The sequence below is a fragment of the Streptomyces sp. NBC_01363 genome, from assembly GCF_026340595.1.
Taxonomy (GTDB): Bacteria; Actinomycetota; Actinomycetes; order Streptomycetales; family Streptomycetaceae; genus Streptomyces.
Genome location: NZ_JAPEPF010000002.1, coordinates 2,372,419 through 2,385,458 on the forward strand (window position 1 = coordinate 2,372,419; position 13,040 = coordinate 2,385,458).

2 protein-coding genes are annotated in these 13,040 nt (G+C 70.6%); both read right to left on the reverse strand.

The window, feature by feature from the left end:
* Positions 1-141: 141 nt before the first annotated feature.
* Positions 142-11,364 (reverse strand): type I polyketide synthase, encoded by an 11,223-nt coding sequence (locus tag OG611_RS38245; protein WP_266430963.1) that lies wholly within the window; start codon positions 11,362-11,364, stop codon positions 142-144.
* A gap of 93 nt (positions 11,365-11,457) precedes the next feature.
* Positions 11,458-12,792, reverse strand: coding sequence for a methylaspartate mutase (locus OG611_RS38250; RefSeq protein WP_266431445.1), 1,335 nt, complete (start codon positions 12,790-12,792; stop codon positions 11,458-11,460).
* Positions 12,793-13,040 lie beyond the last annotated feature (248 nt).

Here is a 13,040-nt window from a genome sequence, read left to right on the forward strand (position 1 = left end):
CGTGTCACTTGAGTCGCTTCGCCCGGACGGTGCTCCGTCCCCTCGTCCGGACAGTGCCCCGTCCCCGTCGACCCCGGTGGAACCGGAGACGACGGGGACGGCAGGGACGGTGGAACTGGCGGGGCCGGAGCCCGCGCGCGGTCACTCAGGCTGTTCGGAGTCGCTGCGCTCGAACGCCTCGCGTACGAGGTCCTCGATGTCCATCGCCAGGATCGCGTCGCTCTGGTCGCCTTCGGCCTCGGCATTCCGGTGCGCCGCTTCCGCACTCTGTGCCGGGAGCCCGGACGGGGCCAGCGCCAGCAGTGCGTCCAGCAGGCCGGCTTCCCTGATACGGGCCAGCGGCACCGAGCCGAGCACCCGGCGCAGCGTGTCCTCGTCCTCGTTGTCCTCGTTCCCGTCCGCCGCCGGCACCTGCTGCTGCGCCCGGATCTCCTCGATCTCCGGCAGCAGTTCCTCCAGCAGGTAGCTCGCCAGGGTCTGGGGCGTCGGGTAGTCGAAGACCAGCGTGGCGGACAGGCGCTGACCGGTGGTCTTCTTGAGCCTGTTGCGCAGCTCCACCGCGGTGAGCGAGTCGAATCCGGACTCCTGGAACGACCGCGCCGGGTCGAGCGACGAGGCGTCGGCGTACCCGAGCACCGCGGCCACCTCGACGCAGATCATGTCCTCCAGCAGGAGGCGGCGCTCGTCGTCGGCGAGCGGTGCCAGCCGCTGCTCCAGCGAGGAGGGATCAACGGTGGTGGTGTGGGTGGTGGTGTGTGCGGTGGGGCGGGTGGGTGTTGTGGGGTGGAGGGTGTGGAGGAGGTGTTGGGTGGGGTGGTGGGGGTTGAGTTTGATGGGGAGGAGGGTGGGGTGGTTGGTGGTGGTGAGGGCGGTGTCGAAGTGGGTGAGGTTTTGGGTGGTGGTGAGGGGGAGGAGGGGGCCGTTGTTCATGCGGTTGAGGTTGGTTTGGGTGAGGTGTGTGGCCATGCCGTGGTTGGTGTTCCAGAGTCCCCAGGCGAGGGAGTGTGCGGGTTGGTTCTGGGTGTGGCGGTGGGTGGCGAGGGCGTCGAGGAAGGCGTTGGCGGCGGCGTAGTTGGCTTGTCCTGCGCCGTCGAGGGTGGCGGCTGCGCTGGAGTAGAGGATGAAGTGGGTGAGGTTGAGGTGTTGGGTGGTGTGGTGGAGGTGCCAGGCGGCGTCTGCTTTGGGGGTGAGGGTGGTGTTGAGGTGGTGGGGGGTTTGGTTGGTGAGGGTGGCGTCGTTGAGGGTTCCTGCGGTGTGGATGATGCCTTTGAGGTGGGGGGTGTTGTTGATGAGTTGGGTGAGTTGGGTGGGGTTGCTGACGTCGCAGGTGGTGAGGGTGATGTGGGCGCCGAGTTGGGTGAGGTGTTGGGTGAGTTGGGTGGCGTTTGGTGCGTGGGGTCCTTGTCGGCTGGCGAGGGTGAGGTTTTTGATGTGGTGGTGGGTGATGAGGTGTGCGGCGATGAGGGTGGCGAGTCCGCCGGTGCCGCCGGTGATGAGGAGGGTGTCTTCGGGGCCCCAGTCCTCGAAACCGGTGAGGGCGGGTGAGTCGGCGGCCGTCACATCGGGTGCGACGCGTCCCAGCCGGGCCGCGTACACACCGTCCGACTGGACCGAAACCTGCGGCTCACCACTGGCGACCGCGGCCGGGAAGTGACGGGCCGAGGCCTCGTAGCCGTCCCAGCGGGCCAGTACGAAGCAGCCCGGATTCTCCTCCTGGGCCGACCTGACCAGCCCCCCCACCGCCGCATTGATCAGGCTTCCCGGGCCATCCGTGTCCTGAGTCACGACGACCAGCCGCGAGGACGACAGCCGCTCCTCCGCCAGCCACTGCTGCAGAGTGCCCAGCACATCGCCGAGGACCTCACGAAGCCGCTCCGGCATCGTCGTCCTGCCGTCCGGGTCCGTGGCGTCGAACTCGACGACCGGGCACGGCAGCAGCACCACCGGTGGCACCGCATCGCCGAGCGAAGCCAGGTCCGGGTACGAAGTCAGGCCTGCCCAGGCCCACTTGTCAGCATCCGGACCGAGCACCGCCCAACTGGTGCCGGTACCCTCGCTCGCGCCTTCCGTCGGGATCGGGGTCCACTCCATGTGGTACAGCGGCAGCGAACCGCCACGCGCCGTCGCGATCTGCTCGGCAGACACCGGCCGGGCGACCATCGAGCGGACGGTTGCCACCGGTGCTCCGGCCGCGTCGGCCAGGTCCAGCGACGTCGTGTCCGCACTGCCGTCGACCGCCGCGACCCGGATCCGCAGCGCGGTCGCCCCCGAGGCGTGCAGCGACACGTCGCTCCACGCGAACGGCAGGGCCGCGCCGCGTCCGAGCTGCCGGCTGTCGCCGCCCACCAGCTCGGTGGCGTGGAGTGCGGCGTCGAGGAGGGCCGGGTGGAGACCGAACGCACCGGCGTCGCCGTGCGCCTCTTCGGGCAGGGCAACTTCGGCGAAGACGTCACCGTCCCGGCGCCAGGCGGCGCGCAGGCCCCGGAACACCGGGCCGTACTCCAGGCCGTCGGCGGCCAGCGTCGAGTAGAGCTCACTCACATCGACGGGGGCGGCGCCCTCGGGCGGCCATACGCTCAGATCGGCCCCGGAGCGGGACGCGCTCGCGCCGACGGCGAGCAGACCGCTGGCGTGCCGGGTCCAGGCGTCGGCAGGGGCCGCGTCCTGGACTCGCGAGTACACGTTGACCGGCCGCCGTGCGGACTCGTCGGGCTCACCCACGGACACCCGGAGGTCGCAGGCGCCCTGCGGCGGAAGGACGAGCGGCACTTCGAGGGTGAGCTCTTCCAGCAGGCCGCAACCCACCTGGTCGCCCGCCCGCAGGGCGAGTTCGACGCAAGCGGTGCCGGGCAGGAGGGTGGTGCCCATGACGGCGTGGTCGGCGAGCCACGGGTGGGTCTGGAGACCGATGCGTCCCGTCAGGACCACCGCACTCGACTCCGGCAGCGTGATGGCGGCGCCGAGCAGCGGGTGCTGCGCGGGAGCGAGGCCGGAGGCGGACACGTCGGCCTGCTCGGCCACCGCGTTGATCCAGTAGTGCCGGCGCTGGAAGGGGTAGGTGGGGAGGTCGACGTGCCGGGCGGTTCCTGTGGTGTGCAGGGCCGGCCAGTGGACGGTGTGGCCGACGGTCCAGAGGCGGGCCAGCGCTGTGAGGGTCTCGGCCTCCTCGGGGCGGTTGCGACGCAGGAGCGGGATGAATGCGGCCGTGGTGTCGTCGGGCAGGGCGTCGGGGGCCATGGTGGTCAGGACCGTGTCCGGGCCGACCTCCAGGAACGTCGTGACGCCTTCGCCGGCCAGAGTCTGCACGCCGTCGGCGAAGCGGACCGCCTCGCGGACATGGGACACCCAGTAGTCGGGTGAGGTGAGTTCCCCTGCCATGGCGGTGCGTCCGGTGACGGTCGAGACGACCGGGGTACGGGGCTCGCTGTAGCTGAGGCCCGACACCACCGTGCGGAACTTGTCCAGCATCGGGTCCATCAGCGGGGAGTGGAAGGCGTGCGAGACCTTCAGACGCGACGTCTTGCCGCCCTGCGCCCGTACTGCCTCCACCACCTTCTCCACGGAGGCCGCAGCGCCGGAGACCACGATCGCGCGGGGTCCGTTGACGGCGGCGATGGCCGCGTCCTCGACTCCGTCGAGAATGGTGAGGATCTCGTCCTCGGTGGCCTGGACGGCCGCCATCACACCGCCGTCGGGCAGCGCCTGCATCAGGCGGCCGCGCGCCGCGACCAGAGCAGACGCGTCGGCCAGCGAGAACACTCCGGCCGCGTGCGCGGCGCTGATCTCGCCGATGGAGTGCCCGGCCAGCAGGTCGGGGCGTACCCCCAGCGACTCGGCCAGCCGGAACAGCGCAGTCTCGATGGCGAACAGGGCCGGCTGGGTGTACTCCGTACGGTCCAGCAGTGCAGCCTCCGCCGAGCCCTCCGCCGCGAACAGCACGTCCTTCAGCGGCCGTTCCAGCAGCGGGTCGAGGTGTGCGCACACCTCGTCGAGTGCGGCCGCGAACACCGGGAAGACCTCGGCGAGTTCACGGCCCATTCCGGTGCGCTGCGCGCCCTGTCCGGTGAACAGGAACGCCAGCCGCCCCTCAACCTGCGTGCCCAGTACGGTCCCTGCCGCTTCCTCGCCGGCCGCGAGTGTCCGCAGTCCGGCGAGCAGCTCATCGCGCCCTGCACCGGTGATGACCGCGCGGCGTTCCAGCTGCGCGCGGGTCGTGGCCAGTGCGAGCCCGACATCCACTGGCTCGGGGGCGTCCGTCCCCTCCAGCAGGTCCAGCAGGCCGGCTGCCTGCGCCCGCAGTGCGCCATCGGTCCGGGCACTGAACACCAGCGGCAGCACCGGCACCTCAGCATCCCGAGGTTCCGCCGCCGTCTCCTCCTGCGGTGCCTCTTCGATGATCACGTGGGTGTTGGTGCCGCTGATCCCGAACGACGAGACGCCCGCCCTTCGCGGCCCCTCGCTCTCCCAGGCCATCGCCTCGGTGAGTAGTTCCACCTGTCCGGACGTCCAGTCCACCTTCGATGACGGCTCGTCCACGTGCAGGGTCTTGGGCAGTATGCCGTGGCGCATCGCCATGACCATCTTGATGATTCCGGCCACGCCCGCGGCGGCTTGGGTGTGTCCCAGGTTCGACTTGATGGAGCCGAGCCGCAGGGGGCTTTCGGCGGGGCGGTTCTGGCCGTAGGTGGCGAGGAGTGCTTGTGCCTCGATGGGGTCGCCGAGGACGGTGCCGGTGCCGTGTGCTTCGACGGCGTGGATGTCGGTGGGGTTGAGGCGGGCGTTGTGGAGGGCTTGGTGGATGACGCGTTGTTGTGAGGGGCCGTTGGGTGCGGTGAGGCCGTTGCTTGCGCCGTCCTGGTTGACGGCGCTGCCTCGTACGACTGCCAGTACGTGGTGTCCGTTGCGCTGGGCGTCGGAGAGCCGCTCCACCAGCAGCATGCCGACACCCTCGCCCCAGCCGGTGCCGTCGGCCGAGTCGGAGAAAGAACGGATGCGGCCGTCGTGCGCCAGACCGCGCTGCCTGCTGAAGTCGATGAAGGTGTCAGGCGTGGACATCACGGTCGCGCCGCCGGCCAGGGCCAGCGAGCATTCGCCGTTGCGCAGCGCCTGGATTGCCCAGTGCAGTGCCACCAGCGACGACGAGCACGCGGTGTCCACCGTCACCGCGGGGCCTTCGAGGCCGAGGGTGTAGGAGATGCGGCCGGAGGCGACGCTGCCGAGGCTGCCGTTGCCGAGGTAGGTGTCGACGCCTTCGGGGAGTGGGGAGTTGCCGAGGCGGGAGGCGTAGTCGTGGTACATGATGCCGGCGAAGACGCCGGTGCGGCTGCCGCGCAGGGTGTGGGGGTCGAGTCCGGCGCGTTCGAGTGCTTCCCAGGATGCTTCCAGGAGCAGGCGTTGCTGGGGGTCGGTGGCCAGTGCTTCGCGGGGGGAGATGCCGAAGAACTCGGCGTCGAAGTCCGCCGCGTCGTGCAGGAAACCGCCCTCACGTGAGTAGGTCTTGCCGGACTTGCCGGGCTCCGGGTCATAGATGTCGTCGACGTTCCAGCCGCGGTCTTCGGGGAAGGGCGAGATGCCGTCGCGTCCTTCAGCGAGCAACTGCCAGAGGTCTTCAGGGGAGTTGACGCCACCGGGGAAGCGGCAGCTCATGCCGACGATGGCGATGGGCTCGTCGGGGGCCGCACCGGACGGGACGACCGGGGTCGCGGTCGAGGCCGGGGCCGCGCCGAAGAGCTTGTCGCCCAGGTACTCGGCGAGTGCCTGCGGTGTCGGGTAGTCGAAGACGAGAGTCGCGGGCAGCCGCAGGGCGGTCGCCTTGTTCAGCCTGTTGCGCAGTTCCACGGCGGAGAGCGAGTCGAAACCGATCTCGGTGAACGCGCGCCGGGCGTCGACGGCGCTCGCGGTGTCGTGGTGCAGCACTCCGGCGACGTGCGTGCGTACGAGGTCCAGCAGGGCGCGCTCGCGCTCCGTCGCGTCCAGGCGGTGCAGCCGGGTGGCGAGTTCGGAGCCGGTGGTGGTGTGGGTGGTGGTGTGTGCGGTGGGGCGGGTGGGTGTTGTGGGGTGGAGGGTGTGGAGGAGGTGTTGGGTGGGGTGGTGGGGGTTGAGTTTGATGGGGAGGAGGGTGGGGTGGTTGGTGGTGGTGAGGGCGGTGTCGAAGTGGGTGAGGTTTTGGGTGGTGGTGAGGGGGAGGAGGGGGCCGTTGTTCATGCGGTTGAGGTTGGTTTGGGTGAGGTGTGTGGCCATGCCGTGGTTGGTGTTCCAGAGTCCCCAGGCGAGGGAGTGTGCGGGTTGGTTCTGGGTGTGGCGGTGGGTGGCGAGGGCGTCGAGGAAGGCGTTGGCGGCGGCGTAGTTGGCTTGTCCTGCGCCGTCGAGGGTGGCGGCTGCGCTGGAGTAGAGGATGAAGTGGGTGAGGTTGAGGTGTTGGGTGGTGTGGTGGAGGTGCCAGGCGGCGTCTGCTTTGGGGGTGAGGGTGGTGTTGAGGTGGTGGGGGGTTTGGTTGGTGAGGGTGGCGTCGTTGAGGGTTCCTGCGGTGTGGATGATGCCTTTGAGGTGGGGGGTGTTGTTGATGAGTTGGGTGAGTTGGGTGGGGTTGCTGACGTCGCAGGTGGTGAGGGTGATGTGGGCGCCGAGTTGGGTGAGGTGTTGGGTGAGTTGGGTGGCGTTTGGTGCGTGGGGTCCTTGTCGGCTGGCGAGGGTGAGGTTTTTGATGTGGTGGTGGGTGATGAGGTGTGCGGCGATGAGGGTGGCGAGTCCGCCGGTGCCGCCGGTGATGAGGAGGGTGTCTTCGGGGCCCCAGTCCTCGAAACCGGTGAGGGCGGGGGTGGTTGAGGTGTCGGGGTGGGGTGTGGTGGCTCGTACGAGGCGGGGTACGTAGGTTTCGCCGTTGCGCAGGGCCAGTTCCGGCTCACCACCGGACAGAATTGCGGCGAGCCGGGGGAGCGGAGGCTGTGTGCCGTCCCAGTCCAACAGGGCGAAACGGTCCGGGTGTTCGGCCTGCGCGGAACGCACCAAACCCCACACGGCCGCACCCGCGAGGTCCACCGGCTCATCGAGCCCGTCACGGGGGCCGACCGCGCCTCGGGTCACCACCACCAACTGGGAGGACGAAAACCGCTCGTCGGCCAGCCACTCCTGAAGGGCCGTCAGCACACCGCCGGTGGCTTCGCGCAGCCGCTCCGGCATGTCGGCGGCGCCCGGCCCTTCCGGGCAGGTCAGTACGACGACATCGGGCACCGCGTCGGCCTCCGCGGCGAGGGCTGCCAGGTCGGTGTGCGTCGTGGCGCCGGTCCACTCCCACTGTGTCGCCCGCTCGCCGAGCGCCGCCCAGCTCGTAACACCGGGGTCCGCCTGGTCCGCGGCGACAGGCAGCGTGTTCCATTCCACGACGTAGAGCGGCGTGTCGGCGCCGTCGCGGGCCGCCGCGATCTGGTCGGCCGACACGGGACGCATGGCCAACTGCTCGACCACGGCGACGGGTTGACCCGTCGGGTCGGCGAGGTGGAGACGTACGCCGTCGTTGCCCGCCGGGGTGATGCGTACGCGCAGGGAGGTCGCGCCTGTCGCGTAGACGCAGACGCCGCTCCACGCGAAAGGCAGAGCCGTCTGCCGAGCGCCCTCAGGATCGTCGCTCTGGCCGAGGTCCGTGGCGTGGAGTGCGGCGTCGAGTAGGGCCGGGTGGAGACCGAACGCACCGGCGTCGCCGTGCGCCTCTTCGGGGAGAGCCACTTCGGCGAAGATTTCGCTGCCCTGCTGCCAAGCGGCCTTGAGCCCCTGGAAGTAGGGGCCGTAGTGGTAGCCCTGGGCGGCGAGCTGTTCGTACGTGTCGTGGAGGGGGATGGGCCTGGCGCCCGGCGGCGGCCAGCTGGCCAGATCGAATTCGGCGCCGGGTACGGGGAGTTCAGAATTGAGGCTGCCCGTGGCGTGGAGGGTCCAGGGTGTCGCGTCCGCGGCGCCGTGGGGGCGGGAGTGGATGGTGAGGGTGTGGTCGGGGGCGTTGGTCTGGATGCGCAGATCGGTGTGCTGGTCGGGGTGGAGTGCGAGGGGCGCGTGGAGGGTGAGTTCTTCGAGGTGGGGAGTGTGGGTGTGGTGGCCGGCGTGGAGGGCGAGCTCGACGAAGGCGGTGCCGGGCAGGAGGGTGGTGCCCATGATGGCGTGGTCGGCCAGCCAGGCGTGACTCTGCGTGCTGATGCGTCCGGTGAGGACGGTCGTGTTGGTGCCAGGGGCGGTGATGAGGGCGCCGAGCAGCGGGTGGTCCGCGGGGGCCTGGCCCAGGGTGGTGACGTCGCCGGTGTCAGGGACGGCGTCCAGCCAGTAACGCCGGCGTTGGAAGGGGTAAGTGGGGAGGTTGACAGGGCGGGTCGGGTTGCCGGTGTGGAGGGCGGTCCAGTGGACGGGGTGGCCGCCGGCCCACAGCCGGGCCAGGGCAGTGAGGGTTTCTGGCTGCTCGGGGCGGTTGCGGCGCAGCAGCGGGACGAACACCGCCGTGGAGTCGTCGGGCAGCGCGCCGGGGGCCATGGCGGTGAGGACGGCGTCCGGGCCGACCTCAAGGAACGTCGTCACACCCTCGTCGGCCAGGGCCCGTATCCCGTCCGCGAACCGGACCGCTTCGCGAACATGCGACACCCAGTACTCGGGGGACGTGAGCTCTCCCGACTTGGCGGTACGTCCGGTCACGTTGGAGACGACCGGGATACGAGGCTCGGTGTAGTCCAGCACCTGGGCGATCTGCCGGAACTCGTCGAGCATCGGGTCCATCAGGGGTGAGTGGAAGGCGTGCGAGACCTTCAGCCGGGATGTCTTGCCGTCCTGCGCCCGTACCGCCTCCACCACCCCCTCCACGGAGGCCGCAGCCCCGGAAACCACCACCGCGCGCGGCCCGTTGACCGCCGCGACCGCGGCGTCCCCGACCCCGTCGAGCAGCGCGCGGACCTCCTCCTCGGTGGCCTGCACGGCCGCCATCACCCCGCCCTCGGGCAGCGCCTGCATCAGCCGGCCGCGCGCCGCGACCAGCGCACACGCGTCCGCCAACGAGAACACTCCGGCCGCGTGCGCCGCACCGATCTCACCGATCGAATGCCCGGCCAGCACATCGGGCCGCACACCCCACGACTCCACCAGCCGGAACAGCGCCGTCTCCACCGCGAACAGCGCCGGCTGCGCGTACTCCGTACGATCCAGCAGCGCAGCCTCCGCCGACCCCGCCTCAGCGAACAGCACATCCTTCAAGGGCCGTTCCAGCTGAAGGTCGAGATGACCGCACGCCTCGTCCAGCGCGGTCGCGAACACCGGGAAAACGGCGGCCAGTTCACGACCCATACCGACCCGCTGCGCACCCTGCCCCGTGAACAGGAACGCCAGCCGGCCTTCAGCCGCGGCCCCGCTGACTACACCCGGCGCAGGCTCGCCGGCAGCCAGTGCCCGCAGCCCTGCGACCAGTTCATCGCGCCCGGCGCCCGCGACCACCGCACGGTGCTCCAGCTGCGCGCGCGTCGTCGCCAGCGCGACACCCACGTCCACCGGATCCGGAGCATCCACACGCCCCATCAGGCCCAACAGCCCCGCCGCCTGCGCGCTGAGCGCGTCGCTCGTACGGGCGCTGAGAACCAGCGGCAGCGCTGCCGGGTCCGTGGAGTCCTGCCGCTCCGGGGTCTTTGCCGCCTGCTCCTGCGGTGCCTCTTCGATGATCACGTGCGCGTTCGTACCGCTGATGCCGAACGCGGAGATGCCCGCCCGGCGCGGCCGTCCGTCCGGGGCGTCCCACGGCATGGCCTCGGTGAGCAGTTCCACCTCACCTGCCGACCAGTCGACGTGATGGCTCGGAGCATCCACGTGCAGCGTCTTGGGCAGCATGCCGTACTGCATGGCCAGCACCATTTTGATCACGCTGGCCGCACCGCCGGCGGCCTGCGTGTGCCCGAGATTGGACTTGGCCGACCCGAGTCGCAACGGCCGGTCGGCGGGCCGTTCCTGACCGTACGTCGCCAAGATCGCCTGGGCCTCCATCGGGTCGCCGAGCTTCGTTCCCGTACCGTGCGCGTCGACCGCGTCCACATCGGCCGGGCTCAGTCCCGCGTTGGCCAGGGCCTGCAGGATCAGCCGCTGCTGCGACGGGCCGTTCGGCGCGGTGAGGCCGTTGCTGGCGCCGTCCTGGTTGACCGCGCTGCCGCGCAGTACCGCCATCACCCGGTGACCGTTGCGCCGTGCGTCCGACAGGCGCTCCACCACGAACACGCCGGCGCCCTCGGCGAATCCGGTGCCGTCCGCGGCTTCGGCGAAGGCCTTGCAGCGGCCGTCGGCCGCGAGACCGCGCTGCCGGCTGAACGCGGTGAACATGCCGGGGCTGCCCATGACGGCTACGCCGCCGACCAGGGCGAGTGAGCACTCGCCGTTGCGCAGCGACTGGGCCGCCAGGTGCATGGAGACCAGCGAGCCTGAGCACGCCGTGTCCACCGTCACGGCCGGGCCTTCCAGACCCAGGGTGTACGAGACGCGGCCGGACGCGACGCTGGGCGCGTTGCCGGTCATCAGGTAGCCGTCGAGGCCCAGCGGGGCTTGGTGCACCCGGGTGCCGTACTCATGCACCTCGGCGCCGAAGAAGACACCGGTCCGGCTGCCCCGGAGCGAGGCCGGGTTGATCCCGGCGCGCTCCAGCGCTTCCCAGGAGGTTTCCAGGATCAGGCGTTGCTGCGGGTCCATCGCCAGCGCCTCGCGGGGGCTGATCTTGAAGAAGTCCGCGTCGAAATCGGCCGCGTTCGCAAGGAAGCCGCCCTTGTCGACGTACGACTTGCCAGGCTGGTCCGGGTCCGGGTCGAACATGCCGGGAACGTCCCAGCCGCGGTCGGTGGGGAAGTCCGAGAGCACCTCACGGCCCTCGGCCATCAACGCCCAGAAGTCCTCGGGGGAGTTGACACCGCCGGGGTAGTGGCAGCCGATGCCGATGATCGCGATGGGGTCGTCGTCGTCCCCCGATGTCTGCCGGACGGCCGCGGCGACGGGCTCGGGGGTCAGGCCGAGGGCCTTGGTGCGTACGAAGCGGCTCAGTTCGACCGGGGTGGGGTGGTCGTAGACCGCTGTGATGGGCAGTTCCAGGCCGGTGGCCGCGGACAGCCGGGTGTGCAGGTCCACTGCCGCCAGCGAGTCGAAACCCAGCTCCAGGAACGGGCGTGCGGTGTCCACCGCGTCCTTCGTTTCCGGACGGGCCCGGCGCAGCGCGGCGACGGTCTGATCGTGCACGATCTCCAGTACGGCGCGTTCCTGCTCGGCCGCGGTCAGCCCCGTGAGCCGCCGCACCAGAGCGGACTGTGGCGCCTCCGGCTTGCTCCTCGGCTTGCCACCGGACTCGGAAAGAACGTTCTCAGACTCGGTCATTCGGTGCACTCCAAAAAGAATTCCGCGGGCGAGGAACAAGGCGGGGAGGGACGGACGGGGAAGGACGGGGGCACGGGCCGGACCGGTGGGCGGTCAGGACAGCGGCCGGTCCCCGTACAGGAACGGTTGGTCGTAGCTGCGCTGCACGAAGGACAGCGCTTCGAGCAGGTCTGAGGAGGTGACGGGACGGGCCCGGCGGCTGCCCACCAGGCCGTCAAGGGGCAGCGATCCGGTGTCGGCCCAGCGCAGCCAGCCGTCGCCGTCGATGTGGCTACGACTGCGGCCGGCGTTGTCCGGATGCAGGCAGTAGGGAATGTCCAGGTAACCGCGCTTGAACGCGAGCAGCAGGGCGTGGCCCAGGTCCGGGTGGCTGTTCAGCACCGCGTCGACGAGCGAGCGCGCCTCGGCGTACGTCTGCGAATCCTGCGTCGCGGCTTCCGCGGCCGCGGTGGCCGTGGCAGCCGGCACCCCTGGGGCTCCGGTGGCTACGGTCGTGCGGGCCACTCGGTCGGCGTGCTCCAGCGCGGCCACGTTCTCGGCGATGGTGGGGATGCGCCGGGCCTCGGCGACGGTCTTGACGATCAGCCGTTCCGAGCCGGTGCTGACCGCGAGTTCGGCGGCCTGGCCGAGCAGCCGGTAGCAGCCCTCGGGCGTCGTGGGATACACACCCATGTAGGCGTAGATCACTACGTGCCAGTCGGCGTCAGGCAGCAGCTCCGCGCACAGCCTGCGGAGCGCGAGCACCGCTTCGCGGTCCTGCGCGCCATTGGTCTGCTGGGCGTAGCTGACGGACAGGTCGCCGATCCCGAGACGGTGGAAGAACAGCGCCTCCAGGACGCTGACGGCGACGAGCATGCTCGGCGGGCACAGCTGGCCCAGCATGCAGCCGCCGAAGGTCTCCATGTGGGGATTGGCGCCCCACTCGCGAAGCTGTGCGAACAGGGTGCCGCTGCGCTGCCAGTTGCGCATCGACTCGTCGAGCGGGGTACGGCCGTACGGCAGGCAGTATGAGACCGGGCCGCCCTCGGTGGCGCTGAGCCCGGCCCGCATCAGGGCGACGAAGATGTCGAACGGCACCGCGGAGCCGTGCCTGACCTGCACCGGGAAGTCGTCGGAGAGCACGTCGCGCAGTACCGAACGGGTGGTCTCGACGTCGTAACTGACAATGGGGAAGCCGTTGAGGCCGATGCCTTCCCGCAGCGCCGTCTCGATCGCGGCGAGGTCCCCGACCCGGGTGTAGCTGTCCAGGGTGAGGGTGCCGACGGTGGTGGCGTCGGCACGCCGGGTGGCGAGCAGCCCTTCGCGCATGGTCGCTGGGTCGCCGAACCCCATGCGGGGCTGCACGACGAGTCGGCCGGCCCGGTGCGAGCGGCGTACGAACGCGCCGAAGTCGCCGACCGGGGAATCCGGAGCGCCGACCGCCCGCACGGCCGAACCGGGCGGGTCCACGGGCCGGGTGCGCGCCGGGATGACGCCGGGCACGGACGTACCCCCCGTACTGCCGGCGACAGCACGGACTGCCGGGCTCCCACCGGACACGGAACCGCTTGCCGGGGAGCCACCCTGCGGGACAACGCTCGTTGGGTCTCCGTCCAACGGGACGTTCCCGGACGCGGCGCCGTCCAGCGTGGCACCGCCGGGCGTGCCGTCCGGTGCCAGGCCCGGCTCCGCACCGG

Coding starts and splice junctions, on each gene's coding strand:
- OG611_RS38245 (WP_266430963.1), bottom strand. CDS start 11,364: ATGACCGAGTCTGAGAACGTTCTTTCCGAGTCCGGTGGCAAGCCGAGG.